This is a genomic window from Acinetobacter sp. V115_6 (assembly GCF_031799025.1).
GTDB lineage: Bacteria > Pseudomonadota > Gammaproteobacteria > Pseudomonadales > Moraxellaceae > Acinetobacter > Acinetobacter pittii.
In genome coordinates, this window is record NZ_JAVQNO010000021.1 from 1,059,706 (window position 1) to 1,075,331 (window position 15,626).

Sequence of the window (15,626 nt, forward strand, 5' to 3'; positions counted from 1 at the left end):
TCTGAAATTAAAAAATATTTTGAAAAATAGAAAAGGAAAATACTAATGAGTATTCCAAAGATTGCAAGTTACAGTATGCCCCAAGCCCATGAATTTACTCCCAACAAAACAAATTGGTTATTGAATACCAATCGAGCTGTTTTATTGATTCATGATATGCAGCAATATTTTTTAGATTTCTATGACTTAACTCAAGAACCTATTCCAGAACTCATTAAAAACACCAAAGCATTAATTGATGCCGCTCATCAGTCTAATATTCCCGTTGTTTATACAGCGCAACCCGGCAATCAATCACCTGAACATCGACAGTTATTAACTGATTTTTGGGGACCTGGTTTAAAGAACGAGCCAAGCTTTACGCAGATTTTGCCAAAAATTTCACCTCAAAAAAATGATACGGTTCTTACCAAGTGGAGATATAGTGTTTTTAAATTTTCACCTCTCGAACAACTCATGCGGGAATCTGGTCGCGATCAACTGATTATCTGCGGGGTATATGCGCATATTGGTTGTCTTATGAGTGCTGCTGAAGCATTTATGCTAAACATCCAACCATTCTTATGTGGTGATGCACTAGCTGACTTTAGCCGCGAAGAGCACGATATGGCATTAAAATATGCCAGTACACGATGTGCTCAAGTCATGACAACACAACAAGTAATCCAAGCATGGATGCAAGAACAAGATGTACTATCTTTAGCATAATAGTCATTTAACTTATTCTATTTAAAATATAAAAAGCAGATCATCGATCTGCTTTTTATATAGGTGGAAATGAATACTTATAATAGAGAATTGATGCAACTCATCATCATTTAATTGGTAATATATAATGGTTATCATTATGTATTTGATAATTACTTAATATTGAATATTAAAACTTATATGTATATGATACACCGCTAAACACAAATGATAATATTTATCATATGTTAATCATTATATAGAATAAGCTCGAAAAATGACTTAATGAAGAGGGTCGCAATATGGTTCAGCTCAAGAATGCTTTTATTCGCCAAGGGCGTACATGTAGATAGTGAGGTAGGAATAATATTAAATTATTCAGAATCTTATAATCAGATCAAAGCTTATTTATAGGGTAATAAGCTCTGATTTATACATCAAATCATTTCCATAATTTTCAAGTAAGTATAGACAAAATAATTTTAAAAAATTTCTATATTTTTTCAACATTAAGGTTAATTAATCATGACAGCAACTTCAAAATCATTATTAAATGGACTACCCATAAAAAAATCGAGAATACAGGTTTTTGAAATTTTAAATCAAAATCCACAAGGCTTAAGTGCTGTGAGTATTTATACGCAAATTAAAAATGAACATAAAATAACGCTAGGAACGATTTATCGAATCTTGTCGGAATTTGAAAACCGTAAACTCATCAAAAGGGTGTTTTTAGGAAAAAGCAAAAGTATTTATAAGCTTAGAAAAGACAAGATGAGTTGTAACCTCATTTCGCTCAAAACCTCTGAAGCTTTGAACTTTGAAAATGACAAAGTTAAAGAATTACTTCATGAGGTTACTGATATTATTTTTGCAAATACTGGAGTCGATATCAGTAGTGTTGAGCTCAATCTATATACCGAATAAAAATCTTTTAAACTGCCATAAAAATAAAGGACAGCATCATACTGTCCTTTATTTTTATTAAATCAGTTACTTGATAACTTTAATTCGAGTCGTAGCTGGAATAGTTAAAGGTGAATTGTTAGCAACATAAGTTTCAAGAGCATCAATATCTTGACCACCACCGACACGGTTTTGGCCTTCTTTTAATACCGTAAAGTTGTCACCACCATCTGCCAAGAAGCTATTTACTGTCACGCGATACACTTTAGTGTCAACCAACGGCGAACCTGCAATCATAATATTACTTGCTCGTGGTGAAACAGATGTATTTGCCGCATATTGGTAACTCAACTCTTTAGATGGCTGTAAAATTCTAGGTGAATTTGCATTTGCACCAGACCATTGCTGTTCAAGCACATCTCTAATCTGTTTACCGGTTAAGCTCAAAGTCACAATAGAGTTACCGAAAGGTTGAACTGCAAAAACATCGCCAAAGGTAATCTGGTTACTACTATTAATGAGTAGATCCGCACGCACACCGCCTGGATTCATTAGTGTAAAGTCTGAGCCTTGATTACTTGCTTTTAAGGCAGCCGCTTGCTGAGCATCGGCAATCATAATACCTAGCGGACTTTCACCACTTTCGACTTGAGTACGGCTCACAACGGCAGTAGATGTACCAACCACACGACTTGAAATGGTGGTCACAGCTTGGCGGTATTTATCTAAAATCGCTTCAATGCTTGGGGTTTTGTTAAATTTTTGATAGAGGTCTGTCAGGCTTACCGTGGTTGTGCCAGACGTATAGGCCTCACTTTGTACAGGAACTTGTTTAGCATCTTTTTTAATGACATCACCAGTTTTACCATCTAATTCAATCTTGATGTCAGTAATGAGCGTGCCATATTGTCCAGCTGAAGTAAGTAAGAATGGTTTAGCTGGATTTTTTGTTGCATAGTCACAAATATAAGATTGATGTGTGTGACCTGAAACAACAATATCAACTGCTGGATTAAGCTTATCCAAAATTCCTAAAATCGGACCACTTAAACCATCACATGTTTTTTGATTGAGCTTCGTACTTGGCGCCGCACCTTCATGTACCACAACAACAATTGCTTCAATGCCTTGTTTTTGTAACTCAGGAATCAAGGCATTTACCGTATCAGCTTCATCACGAAACTCAACATCCTTAATACCCGCCGCAGAAACAATACTTGGCGTCGCTTTAAGGGTTAAACCAATAAATGCGACTGGAATTCCACCATAAGTTTTGACTTTATATGCAGGAAAGATTGTTTTGCTCGCATCATTTTTCATTGCTACGTTAGCAGCGAGAAAATCAAATTTTGCACCACTAAAATTTTTATTAATTTGACAAGGTGCAGTGCTGGTATATTGCTGACATCCACCATTTTTTAAACGGCGTAATTCGTCTGTACCACGGTCAAATTCATGGTTACCTACAGCATTAAAGTCAATTTGAATATCATTCATGACTTCAATAGTTGGTTCATCTAAAAATAAAGAAGAGGTGAGAGGAGAGGCACTAATTAAATCACCCGCCGAAACCACAACATTATTTGGATTTTCTGCTTTAAGTTTTTTAATTGCATCGGCAAAGTAACTCACTCCTCCCACAGGAATACGAACAGATTGAGTAGCATCATTTGGATTTGATGCCTCGACATAACGTTTAGGTGGCTCAAGATTTCCGTGAAAGTCATTAAAAGCTAAAATATTTACAGTTTGATTGCTTCTTTGGGCAGGTGGTGCTGTGTCATTATCATCATCGTCATTACATCCCGCCAATAACGCTACAGCCAGAGAAAGTGTTGTTACTTTAAAAAATATTGTTAAATTTTTCATTTTTTTATCATTTGATCAATTAAGACGGATAAAAAATACGCTTTTAGTATGAATATTTGATGAAACACCCAATAAGGAAATATGTTCGAAATATTAAAATTTGGACAAAAAACACAATTATCGAACAATATCTTAGCTAGGGGTGGTCTACAAACCCAATTTTTTTATTTAGAATAAATTTTTAATTGCCTTATAAATCTTAATCAAGTGATTCATTTCATAAGATTAATATGAACCGGAGATAATTTATGCAATGGACTAAACCAGCTTTTACTGATTTACGCATTGGTTTTGAAGTTACAATGTACTTTGAAGCACGTTAATCAGTTTCATCAAATATGTCATAAGCCCTAGTCTTGTTCTAGGGCTTATCTCTTTCTAATAAGATATTAATTTTATGTATATTTATGTTTTAGGTTCAGCTGCTGGAGGCGGATTCCCGCAGTGGAATTGTAATTGCCCGAATTGTCATGGTGTGCGCACAGGCACAATCCAAGCCAAACCCCGTACTCAATCATCAATTGCTATTTCTGAAAATGGAACAGACTGGGTTTTATTAAACGCATCACCTGATATCCGTCAGCAACTCTTCGAATTTAAAGCGGCTCAACCAGCGCGTAAATTGCGTGATACAGGAATAACAAGCGTTATTTTAATGGACAGTCAGTTAGACCATACGACTGGGCTTTTAACCTTACGTGAAGGTTGCCCAATGAATGTATGGTGTACAGAAATGGTCCATCAAGATTTAACGAGTGGTTTTCCAGTTTTTAATATGCTCAAACACTGGAATGGTGGTCTTCAATACAACCAAATTAATCCTAAACAAGCCTTTAAAATTGATGGTTTCGAAAATTTAGAGTTTGTGCCTTTAATTATTAAAAGTGCTGCGCCGCCATATTCACCACATCGATATGACCCACATGATGGCGACAATATTGCTTTAATTATCAAAGATCATAAAACACAAAAGCAGTTGTTTTATGCACCAGGTCTTGGAAAAATTGATGATCAAATCATGCAGATTATGCAGAGTTCAGACTGCGTCATGATTGATGGTACGCTTTGGACAGATGATGAAATGCAGCAAACAGGGGTGGGAACTAAAACTGGTCGCGAAATGGGGCATTTATATATTAGTGGCGAGGGTGGTTCACTGTCTTATTTAAACCAGCTGAGTACACCTAAAAAAGTGCTAATTCATATTAACAATACCAATCCAATTTTAAATGAAAACTCTAGCCAGTTTGCTGAACTTAAAGCAAATGGTGTAGAAGTTGCCTATGACGGCATGCAGATTGAACTCTAAGGTGAAACATGACTCAAACACCTGAAGCTTTAACAACCGAACAATTTAAACAAGCCATTATCGATAAAGGCCAGTATTATCATATCTATCATCCATTTCACGTGATGATGTATGAAGGTAAAGCAACCCAGCAACAAATTCAGGCTTGGGTTGCAAACCGCTATTACTATCAAATTAATATTCCGCTTAAAGATGCGGCGATTATGGCAAATTGTCCTGATCAACGTGTGCGTCAAGAATGGATTCAACGTATGATCGATCAAGATGGTGAATATCCAGATGGCGGTGGTCGAGAAGCATGGCTACGCTTAGCCGAAGCTGTGGGCTTGAGTCGTGAACAAGTTATTTCCGAAGAATTAGTTTTGCCGGGTGTACGTTTCGCAGTAGATGCATATGTGAACTTTGCACGTCGTGCTTCATGGCGTGAAGCAGCAAGCAGTTCTTTAACAGAACTTTTTGCTCCTCAAATTCATCAATCACGTCTTGATTCATGGCCACAACATTACCCATGGATTGATGATAAAGGCTATGAGTATTTTCGTTCTCGTTTAAGCCAGGCACGCCGTGATGTTGAACATGGTTTAACAATTACGCTTGATTCATTTACAACTTTTGAGCAACAAGGACGAATGCTGGAAATATTACAGTTTAAGCTGGATATTTTATGGAGCATTTTAGATGCTTTAACTTTGGCATATGTTCACAATGAAGCACCATATCACAGCGTGACAAGCAAACGAGTTTGGCACAAAGGACTATTTAAATGAATAAAGAGCAGTTTGATTTAAACCTTGTGCCAACATGGCGACAAGGTTACCGTTTTCAGTTCGAGCCAGCTCAAAATGGTTTTGTGATTTTATATCCTGAAGGCATGATCAAATTAAATGAAAGTGCAGGGGCAATTGGACAATATATTGATGGGCAGCAAAATGTTTCTGCAATTATTGCTCAGTTAAAGCAAAAATTTGGTGATATTGCTGAGATAGATCAAGATGTAGTGGATTACATGCTGGTCGCAAAACAGCAACACTGGATTGATTTAATATGACAGAAGGTGTTGGCCTACCTTTATGGTTATTAGCGGAGTTAACTTATCGTTGTCCGCTACAATGCCCATATTGCTCAAACCCATTGGACTACGCTCAGCATAAAAATGAGCTGACTACTCAAGAGTGGTTTGATGTTTTTGATCAAGCACGTCAGATGGGTGCTGTTCAACTCGGTTTCTCTGGTGGTGAACCACTGGTACGTCAAGATTTAGAACAACTCGTTGCACATGCTCATCAGCAAGCGTTTTATACCAACCTCATTACCTCAGGCATGGGCCTTAGCGAACAACGTATTGCTGATCTAAAACAAGCGGGTTTAGACCACATTCAAGTGAGCTTCCAAGCGAGCGACCCTGTGGTAAACGATGCCTTGGCAGGTTCAAAGCATGCTTTTGAACAAAAGTATGAAATGTGCCGATTGGTTAAGAAATACGATTACCCAATGGTGCTTAACTTTGTTATTCATCGGCATAACATTGACCAGATTGAACAAATCATTGAACTTTGCCTTGAGCTGAATGCAGATACAGTCGAGCTAGCAATTTGTCAGTTTTATGGTTGGGCTTTTTTAAACCGCCAAGGTTTATTACCCACACAAGAGCAACTGACACGAGCTGAACGGATTACCAATGAATATCGAGAAAAATTAAAAGCGCAAAATCACCCTTGCAAACTCATTTTTGTAGTGCCCGATTATTATGAAGAACGACCAAAAGCCTGTATGAATGGCTGGGGTAAAATCTTCTTTACGGTTGCTCCAGATGGTATGGCGCTACCTTGCCATGCAGCACGACAACTGCCCATTTTGTTTCCAAACGTCCGCGAACATAAATTGTCAAATATTTGGTACAAATCAACCGGATTCAATCATTTCCGTGGCGATGCATGGATGCCAGAAGGGTGCCGTAGCTGTCCCGATAAAGATCGTGACTTTGGCGGATGTCGTTGTCAGGCCTATATGTTGACTGGAGATGCGGCTAATGCCGATCCTGTATGTGGGAAATCGCCGTATCATCAAATGATTGAACAAGCACGGGCAGAAAGTCAGTTGGTTGCACCTCTACAAAATTTAGTCTTCCGTAATAGTAGAAACTCTAAATCTTTAAGCGCCACCCAAAATATTCCAGTCCACACAATTACAGACATATAGCAATTAACAGGAATACTCATGAAGCCTAGCCATATTCCAGTTTTTGATGGACATAATGACGCATTAACACGCTTATGGCTAAGTGACTATCCAGATCCTGTACATGCTTTTGTTCATGAACGCCTATCAGGCCATCTTGATTTAAAACGCTGTCAAGAAGCTGGTTTTATTGGTGGAATGTTTGCGATTTTTTTACCGCCATATAGCTATGTGCAACAGCATCATCCTAATAAATTATTTGATCCGAATGCTTCTGATTTTACCCAACAGCAAATTGAACAAATTTGCTTGGAACAACTCGATTTAGCTCACCAACTTGCTCAGTATTCTAAAAATATTAAAATTTGCACCTCGGTTCAAAATATTCAGGATTGTTTAGCAGAGCAAAAGCTAGCAATTGTATTGCATATGGAAGGTGCAGAAGCTTTACAACAAAATCCTGATTTACTCGATGTATTTTATGAAAGAGGCTTACGTAGTATTGGTCCCCTCTGGAATAGACCTAGTCGTTTTGGACATGGTTTAAATACTAAGTTTCCGCACTCACCTGACACAGGAGCAGGTCTTACCAGCGATGGTAAAGACTTTATCAAACGCTGTGCTGATAAAAAGATGGTGATTGATGTTTCACATATGAATGAGAAAGCTTTTTGGAATACTGTAGATATATTGCAGCAGCCAATTGTAGCAACACACTCTAATTCACATGCTTTATGTCCTCAAGCTCGCAACTTAACTGACCCACAACTCAAAGCAATCCGAGAAAGTAAAGGGATGGTGGGGGTAAATTTCGATGTCGCTTTTTTACGGTCAGATGGACAACGAAATGCAGATACATCGATTGATGTAATTTTGGAACATTTAGAATATTTAATGGATCATTTGGGCGAAGAACATGTGGGCTTTGGTTCGGACTTCGATGGTGCACTTATAGGTACTGAACTTGAAGATGTAACAGGCCTACATCGCTTAATTGAACGTATGCAACAGCGTGGTTATTCAAAAACACTAATTGAAAATATATGTCTTAATAATTGGGTGAGGGTGCTTTATAGAATTTTTGGTCAATAATGAATGACTAAATAGAGTTAATCTACAGAATCATAACTATTTTTTTATTGGCCGAAATGACTAAAAAAAATACAAATAGTTTAATTGTCAACCATTCGGTATATTCACTACACTCAACCTTACTGAATGTAAGAACATTTGGTATTTCAGGTCTTTTGTGGTTTTCACATCACCCATTTCTTTATGAGAAGTAGAAATGGGTTTTTTCTTATTCTAATTATATAAACGTGACAGTCATCACAATAATCGCTAATTATTGGTAAAAACCCTCAATCCCATCTTGACTAAAAGTTCAGCATTAAATACATTTGTAATGTATTTTTAAAGATAATAAGATTGCCTAAAGCGATTCATAATACTGCTTAATCCTGAAATACAGTGAAAAGCCTATTCTTTTTTAGAATAGGCTTTTTGCTTTGTATCAAAATTTATTTTTCGGGATTATTTTTCTCTTCAATTAACATAAAAAATAAACACCTTACAAAAGCGGAGCAAATGAAAGCCGTTAAATAACAAATTTTATGTTATTAATTTAAGCTAATTTCTCAAAAGTTACTCCGTTAATCGAAGAGGTGCAAAATGTTAAAGTCAATTATAGTATTGGGAACAGGTATCGCGATTGGGATGTGTATGTACAAGAAAAAGCAAAAAAATAGCAAAAGCTTTACCACAGATAGTGATACAGACTCATTGATTAGTAAAGACACTGCTAAAAATAAAGATGATGGTTCGCTGGATAACGCAGTACAAGTTTAGAATTAAATAAAAAGGGTTCAGTTAATGAACCCTTTAATTTTGATTAAAAGTAAATTTTTTAATAAGTAATATTTACATTGAATAGATTAACTTAAAAATAATATTTAAATTAAATAATCACTCAACTATTCATTTAATTATTGCAAAAATATGATTAAAACAAAGAAAACACTTTCATTATTAAAATTTACATATTGTATCAGTGGAGTCTTTATTATTGTCGATGCGGATAATAAAAAAATGGAGACTAGTATGTCAAAACGCCATATCTTAAAAGAAGTGAATGCTAAAAGTATGTGTGGTATGGAAATCGTTGTCGAACAAATTTATGAAAATATCAATGAAAAAAACTTTATAGACGTTGAACTGGAACAGAGCTGGTTACCACTTTCTAAAATTGTGATTTCGGATAAAGTCATCAATTTAGATCCAGATAATAGCTTTGCTCATCCTAGAACAGGTAAAGTCTTTAAAGTCCTTAATTCTTAATCGTTTTTCTGTAAGTACATTTTTCATATTTCTAAGTCATTGAGGCGAAACATAGATACGTTTCGCCTCAATGTATTTAACTAAGAATTAATTTTCTTTTTGGAAAATAGTTTCTCTGCGGCTCCCAACACAAAAATAAAGAACACGGGAACAAAAAAGATGGCCAAGATGGTGGCAGATATCATGCCTCCAAATACTCCTGTACCTAATGCATGCTGAGTTTCCGAACTTGCTCCAGTTGCAATGACCAATGGGATAACACCACAAGTAAAGGCAAGGGAAGTCATCAAAATTGGGCGTAGGCGTAACTTTGCTGCTGCAACGGCTGCTTCAATTAAAGTCATGCCTTCTTCTTTGAGCATCTTTGCGAACTCAACAATTAAAATCGCATTTTTGGCAGATAAACCAATAATAGTGATAAGACCAATTTTGAAGAAAATATCGTTTGGCATTCCTCTTAACATAATGGCCATTACCGCACCAAAGATGCCTAAAGGAACAACAAGCATGACAGATAACGGAATTGACCAACTTTCATAAAGTGCAGCTAAAACTAAAAACACGACTAACATTGATAAAGCAATAAGGAATATCATTTGAGATTCAGATTGCTTTTCTTGCAGTGAAATACCTGTCCACTCATAACCAATACCTTGAGGAAGTTTGGCAATCAGCTTTTCCATTTCTCGCATCGCATCACCTGAAGATACCCCTATGTTAGGCACTCCAGCGATACTTAATGATGGTCGGCCATTGTAGCGATTATATTGCTGCGGCAACTTATTCCACTGAGGAATCACGACCTCGGATAAAGACACCAGTTGTCCGTTTGCGCCTGCAACCTTTAAACTCAAGATATCTTTTAAATGCATTCGTGATTTTGCATTGGCTTGAACAATAACTTGCTGCATTCTGCCTTGATTTGGAAAATCATTGATATACATCGATCCCATTGAGGTCGAAATAATATCCGAAACAGAAGCAAAGCTTACTCCTAGAGTGTTTAATTTCTCGCGGTCGATCTTCAAGCTAATATTGTCACCTTGAGGTAAACCTTCTGGGTAAACCATGTAAAACTTTTTGTTTTGTGCCGCCATTTCCATGAGCTTTTCTTGGGCCGAAATTAAAGCAGGCATTCCTAAATTTGCTTTGTCTTGTAAACGCAAACTAAAGCCTGAAGATGTACCCAATTCATCAATGGCAGGGGGAAGTACAGACATAGTTGTACCTTCTTTACTGTTTGCCATTTCTGCATTTATGAAGTTGGTATAGTCAGTAGTAGATTTATCACGCTCACCAAAATCTTTTAAGGTTGTAAAAGCGAGTGCAACGTTTTGGCCAGCGCCACTAAATCCCCAACCCATAATTGAAATATTGCTTTTAACATCCGACTGCTCATTTAAATGGCCTTCAAAATCTTTCACAATTTTTGTTGTACGTTCAGCAGTCGCATCTGAAGGTAATTGAAACGACGTTAAAAACCAGCCTTGATCTTCCTCGGGCATAAAAGCAGTTGGCCAATATTTCATACCTGCAAAAGTTAAACCTGTAATCACCACAAAAATAATTAAAGTCGGAATAGTATGTTTAACAACTTTAAGTAAAATCGCTTCATATTTTTTTGTGACTTTATCAAAGCTACGATCAAACCATGCATAAAAACCTTTCTTTTGATAATTTGCATCAACTGGTTTTAATAAGGTTGCACAAAGTGCAGGGGTGAGTGTTAAAGCTAAAAATGCCGAGAATAAAATTGAGACTGACATCGTAATGGTAAATTGGCGGTAAATAATACCGACTGAACCACTTGCTAAAGCCATTGGTAAAAATACGGCTGCTAGTACCAAAGTAATACCAATAATCGGGCTGGTAATCTCTGTCATGGCTTTGGAAGTCGCTTCTTTAGGCGATAGACCTTCGGTTGCCATAATTCGTTCTACATTCTCAACGACTACAATCGCGTCATCGACAATAATCCCGATCGCAAGCACCATACCGAACATAGTTAACACATTAATTGAGTAACCCGTTAAAAGCATGATGGTAAAGGTGCCAAGCAAGGCAATTGGAGCGACAATCGCAGGAATTAAGGTATAGCGAACATTATGAAGAAATAGATACATCACAATAAAGACCAAAACCATGGCTTCAATTAATGTATGAACGACCTTTTCTATCGAAATTTTAACAAAAGGTGCAGTATCGTAAGGAACGCTAAATTGCATGCCTTCAGGTAAATTTACTTTTAGTTCTTCGAGTTTCTGTTTTACCGCATCTGCTGTTTTTACTGCATTTGCACCAGGGCTCAACTGAATGGCCGCAGCTGTTGCAGGTTTACCATTTTCTAAAATCGCAAAATTATATGACTGAGCTCCCATTTCTACATCGGCGACATCCGACAACTTAATATTGGCGCCGCTAATATTGCTCTTTAGACTAATATTTTTGAACTGCTCTACATTTTCAAGCTGTCCTTGAGCGGATAAAGGTATGGTAATTAATTGACCATTAACTAGAGGACGATCACCAAGTCGTCCTGGTGCAATATCGATATTATTGTTACGAATCGCATTATTTACATCACTAATCGATAGACCATAAGAAACTAATTTATTTGGGTCTACCCAAATTCGCATCGCTTTTTCGGCACCAAAGGACTGAATTTTTCCGACACCGTCAACACGTTTAAGCTCTTCGACCACATTACGAACCATATAATCGCTTAAATCGACTTCTGAATAACGATGGTTAGGTGAGTTTAAACCGACAAGCATTAAAAAGCCTGAGGACGATGCCTCTACAGCTAAGCCTTGTTGGCGGACGACTTGGGGTAAGCGTGCTTCAACCGCTTTAATTTTGTTTTGTACGTCGACTTGTGCCATATCCACATTAGTACCGGGTTTAAACGTCGCGGTAATTTCAGCGGTTCCTGACGAATCTGTTGTAGCACTATAGTAGAGTAAGTTTTTTACTCCTGACATTTCCCGTTCAATAAGGGTAATTACACTATCATTAATCGTTTTGGGAGTAGCGCCAGGATAACTTGCTGTAATGTTCACTTCGGGTGGAGCGACACTCGGAAAGCGTGCAATGGGTAACTTTGGAATACTCAGTACACCAAATAGAATAATAAAAATTGCAATTACCCATGCAAAAACAGGACGGCGAATAAAGAATTGAGACATCATTTAGCATCTCCTTGCTTCACCGTATTTTTTGTTGAGGCTGCTTTCCATGCTGAAATTGCCAGTTTTTGGTTGGGTTGGATACGCTCTATGCCTTCAACAACAACTTTGTCGCCTGCTTTCAGCCCTTTATTGATGAGATAAAACTGCTCATATTGTTGCCCTAACTCTATTGAGCGAACATCTGCGCCACCTTTGGCATTCACTACATATACTTGAGGATCGCCATTCATATTGCGCTGAATAGCTTGTTCTGGCACGAGTAAGGCCTGAGGAACCGAAGCACGCTCAATATTAACGCGGACATACATACCCGGCAGTAATTTTCTTTCAGGATTGTTCACTTCAATACGGATGGTGACATCCCCAGTTTCAGGGTCCACATTTATATCTTCAAACAGCATTTTTGCTGTAACGTTATAGGGCTGTCCCAAACTATTCAAAATCTGTACAGCTTTTTGATTGTTGGCTGATAACTCACCACTTTGTAGAGCCGCCTGTAGGCGCTCATATTCTCCAATAGACTGCTTTACATCGACATAAACGCGGTCAATTTGTTGAATAGTCGCCATAGTGTTGCTATCAGCCTGACTAACCAAAGCGCCTTCCGTTACGAATGATTTACCAATACGTCCGGAAATCGGTGCTCGCACTGTCGCATACTGTAAATTAAGATTTTGACGAGCCAATAACGCTTTCATTTGAGCAACATCTGCAATCGCTTGTCGATATTGCGCTTCGACATTACTTACTTCTTGCTTGCTAATCGCATTACTTGGTAAAAGTTGCTGGTAGCGCTCAAGTTGTATTTTTAAGCGGTTTACTTCTGCTTCAGCTTTATTTAAACCCGCTCTATTACTATTTACATCAGCCTCAAATGTTTCTGAGTTTATTTTATATAGAGGTTGTCCAGCTTTAACTTCACTACCTTGAGCGAATAAAACTTTTTCGATAATACCGCCAACTTGAGGACGAATTTCAGCAGTTCTGAAAGCTTGAACACGCGCTGGTAGATTTTCACTAAAGTTAATAGACTGCGGTTGAATTGAAATAACGGTAACCTTAGCCGTAGATACCTGTGTTTGATCACTTACTTGTTCATTGCCACAGCCATGTAATACAAGACCGAAAGATAGAATGAATGGAACTAAAAAATGCTTTTGCACTTTTATAACACCTAATGGACTTCTAGATGCTGGCATTATTTTTGATGTGTGTGTAACCAAAATCACGAATATGTGGAAAAAGTGTGGAGATCTATCAAAAAATACGCGTATGATAAATCAAATTTTTCCCGCGTCTTATTGCTATGTTCGAGTCAACCTTTACGTTTAATTGTCAGGATAAGCTTATTCTTGTTGTAGAAGATGAATATGATATTGGCGATATTATTGAACATTATCTTAAGCGTGAAGGTATGCGTGTTGTACGGGCCATGAATGGTAAGCAGGCAATTGAAATACACGCAGCGCAGCCTATTGATCTGGTGATTCTCGATATAAAAATGCCGGAACTGAGTGGGTGGGAAGTACTGAATAAAATTCGGCAAAAAGCAGCGACACCAGTCATTATGCTTACGGCTTTAGATCAAGAAATTGATAAAGTCATGGCTTTAAGAATTGGAGCAGACGACTTTGTCGTAAAACCCTTTAACCCAAATGAAGTGGTCGCACGTGTACAAGCAGTACTAAGACGTACTCAACAAAACCAGCAAACTCCTAACCGAAATCTGATTTATAAAAATATTGAGGTCAATACCGAAATTCATACTGCTTACATCCATTCGGGCGATCAAAAACAAACACTCAATTTAACTCTAACTGAGTACAAAATTTTATTACTGATGTTACCGCATCCTCATAAAGTCTTTACTCGTTCAGAGCTCATGAATCAGTGTCTACCAGACCGAGATGCATTAGAACGTACGGTCGATAGTCACGTCAGTAAGCTACGAAAGAAAATAGAAGATCTTGGTTTACGAAATATGCTCATTAATGTTCGTGGTGTAGGCTACAGGTTGGATCATCCACATGAAAAATAAAACGGGAATTAGTAAACAACTGATTATTGCACTGAGCTTTACCAGCCTAAGTGTTACGCTGAGTTCGCTAATTTTAGGTTATGGCACCTACTATGTTGCAATTGAAGTAGGGCTTATATCTCTCGAAAAGCTGAAAGAAAGTGATGAGTTTTTTCACTATCTAGATGGTATATGGTTATTCGCCGTGCTTTTGTTTGGCACAGCATTATCAATTATTTTAGGCATCAAGCTTGCTCAACGCTTTATCGTGCCTATTAATCTATTAGCAGATGCAGCCAAGAAAATTAGTCATGGGGATTTAAGCGCACGAGTTGAAAAACCGACGCATCATTCTTCTGAAATTGGTGAGCTCATGGATAATTTTAATGATATGGCTCAAAAACTAGAGATTTCAGTTGAAAATGCTCATGTCTGGAATGCCGCAATTGCACATGAGTTAAGAACGCCAGTCACCATTTTGCAAGGTAGGTTGCAGGGGATTATTGATGGTGTTTTTGAAGCTGACCCTATTTTATTTAAAAACTTACTGAATCAAGTAGAAGGTCTTTCAAACCTAGTCGAAGATTTACGTACATTGAGTCTTTTTGAAAACCAACAGCTTAGACTTAACCTCGAAACGATTTGTTTTAATGAAACTGCTCACAAAGTCGTGCACATGTTTGAAGAAAAATTAGAAAAAGCTCAGCTTAAAGTCATTTTCGATATTGAAGCGCCAAAAGTTGAGTGTGATCAACGGCGAATTGAACAGATTTTAATTGCTTTACTTGATAACGCTACACGTTATGCAAATCCGGGAAAGTTAATTGTTTCAACGAGACAAGAACAAACTAGCTGGATTCTTGAAATAGAAGATGAAGGACCTGGCATTTCAGCTGAGCATCGCAAAGATTTATTTAACCCTTTTTTCAGGTTAGAACAATCAAGAAATAAAGAGTTAGGCGGCACTGGGTTAGGTCTTTCGGTTGTACAAGCTCTTGTCATTGCCCATAAAGGTCAAGTCGATTATTTAAATCAATATTCACATAGTATTTTTAGAATAAGCATTCCTCAATAATGATCGCTTTTGTACAACCTTTAACGCTTTAATTAAGAGAAATTGCATTTCATGACTCGT

The 15,626-nt window shown here is 37.4% G+C and carries 15 protein-coding genes; 12 read left to right on the plus strand and 3 right to left on the minus strand.

Going from position 1 to position 15,626, the window contains the following annotated elements:
* Positions 1-45: 45 nt before the first annotated feature.
* Together RMA94_RS13480 and RMA94_RS13485 are read left to right on the plus strand one after the other, a co-directional pair.
* Positions 46-708, plus strand: a complete 663-nt coding sequence (locus RMA94_RS13480) for an isochorismatase family protein (RefSeq protein WP_311083375.1) — start codon at positions 46-48, stop codon at positions 706-708.
* A gap of 504 nt (positions 709-1,212) precedes the next feature.
* Positions 1,213-1,614, plus strand: coding sequence for a transcriptional repressor (locus tag RMA94_RS13485; RefSeq protein WP_005076029.1), 402 nt, complete (start codon positions 1,213-1,215; stop codon positions 1,612-1,614).
* 66 nt (positions 1,615-1,680) lie between these two features.
* Here RMA94_RS13485 and RMA94_RS13490 read toward each other — a convergent pair whose 3' ends face one another.
* Positions 1,681-3,462 (minus strand): bifunctional metallophosphatase/5'-nucleotidase, encoded by a 1,782-nt coding sequence (locus RMA94_RS13490; RefSeq protein ID WP_311083377.1) that lies wholly within the window; start codon positions 3,460-3,462, stop codon positions 1,681-1,683.
* A gap of 248 nt (positions 3,463-3,710) precedes the next feature.
* Here RMA94_RS13490 and pqqA point away from each other — a divergent pair, with 248 nt between their 5' ends.
* From pqqA to RMA94_RS13530, 8 genes are all read left to right on the plus strand, one after another.
* On the plus strand, positions 3,711-3,785 hold the full coding sequence (pqqA, locus tag RMA94_RS13495) for a pyrroloquinoline quinone precursor peptide PqqA (RefSeq protein ID WP_001982218.1): 75 nt from the start codon (positions 3,711-3,713) through the stop codon (positions 3,783-3,785).
* A 74-nt stretch (positions 3,786-3,859) separates the two neighbouring features.
* A complete protein-coding gene (pqqB, locus tag RMA94_RS13500) occupies positions 3,860-4,771 on the plus strand; it encodes a pyrroloquinoline quinone biosynthesis protein PqqB (RefSeq protein WP_311083379.1) in 912 nt (303 codons plus the stop codon).
* 8 nt (positions 4,772-4,779) lie between these two features.
* Complete coding sequence (gene pqqC / locus RMA94_RS13505; RefSeq protein ID WP_311083381.1) at positions 4,780-5,538, plus strand: pyrroloquinoline-quinone synthase PqqC; 759 nt, start codon at positions 4,780-4,782, stop codon at positions 5,536-5,538.
* Positions 5,535-5,819, plus strand: coding sequence for a pyrroloquinoline quinone biosynthesis peptide chaperone PqqD (pqqD, locus tag RMA94_RS13510; protein WP_068565827.1), 285 nt, complete (start codon positions 5,535-5,537; stop codon positions 5,817-5,819). The genes pqqC and pqqD overlap by 4 nt, the downstream gene beginning before the upstream one ends.
* A complete protein-coding gene (gene pqqE, locus RMA94_RS13515) occupies positions 5,816-6,970 on the plus strand; it encodes a pyrroloquinoline quinone biosynthesis protein PqqE (RefSeq protein ID WP_311083382.1) in 1,155 nt (384 codons plus the stop codon). The genes pqqD and pqqE overlap by 4 nt, the downstream gene beginning before the upstream one ends.
* A gap of 18 nt (positions 6,971-6,988) precedes the next feature.
* A complete protein-coding gene (locus RMA94_RS13520) occupies positions 6,989-8,041 on the plus strand; it encodes a dipeptidase (RefSeq protein WP_311083384.1) in 1,053 nt (350 codons plus the stop codon).
* Positions 8,042-8,620: 579 nt separating this feature from the next.
* Complete coding sequence (locus tag RMA94_RS13525) at positions 8,621-8,797, plus strand: hypothetical protein (protein WP_002113575.1); 177 nt, start codon at positions 8,621-8,623, stop codon at positions 8,795-8,797.
* Between the two features lie 252 nt (positions 8,798-9,049).
* Positions 9,050-9,286: a hypothetical protein gene (locus tag RMA94_RS13530; protein ID WP_016806236.1), complete on the plus strand. Its 237-nt coding sequence runs from the start codon at positions 9,050-9,052 to the stop codon at positions 9,284-9,286.
* 80 nt (positions 9,287-9,366) lie between these two features.
* On the opposite strand, the gene RMA94_RS13535 is transcribed toward RMA94_RS13530, so the two are convergent.
* Together RMA94_RS13535 and RMA94_RS13540 are read right to left on the minus strand one after the other, a co-directional pair.
* The gene (locus RMA94_RS13535; protein ID WP_311083387.1) at positions 9,367-12,474 is read right to left on the minus strand and encodes an efflux RND transporter permease subunit; all 3,108 of its coding nucleotides are present in this window, start codon (positions 12,472-12,474) and stop codon (positions 9,367-9,369) included.
* A complete protein-coding gene (locus tag RMA94_RS13540; RefSeq protein WP_017386946.1) occupies positions 12,471-13,637 on the minus strand; it encodes an efflux RND transporter periplasmic adaptor subunit in 1,167 nt (388 codons plus the stop codon). The genes RMA94_RS13535 and RMA94_RS13540 overlap by 4 nt, the downstream gene beginning before the upstream one ends.
* A 143-nt stretch (positions 13,638-13,780) precedes the next feature.
* Between RMA94_RS13540 and adeR the strand changes: the two genes are divergently transcribed.
* On the plus strand, positions 13,781-14,512 hold the full coding sequence (adeR, locus tag RMA94_RS13545) for an efflux system response regulator transcription factor AdeR (protein WP_002113657.1): 732 nt from the start codon (positions 13,781-13,783) through the stop codon (positions 14,510-14,512).
* On the plus strand, positions 14,502-15,566 hold the full coding sequence (adeS, locus tag RMA94_RS13550; protein ID WP_014206730.1) for a two-component sensor histidine kinase AdeS: 1,065 nt from the start codon (positions 14,502-14,504) through the stop codon (positions 15,564-15,566). Before adeR ends, adeS begins: the two co-directional genes overlap by 11 nt.
* The last annotated feature ends 60 nt before the right edge of the window (positions 15,567-15,626 follow it).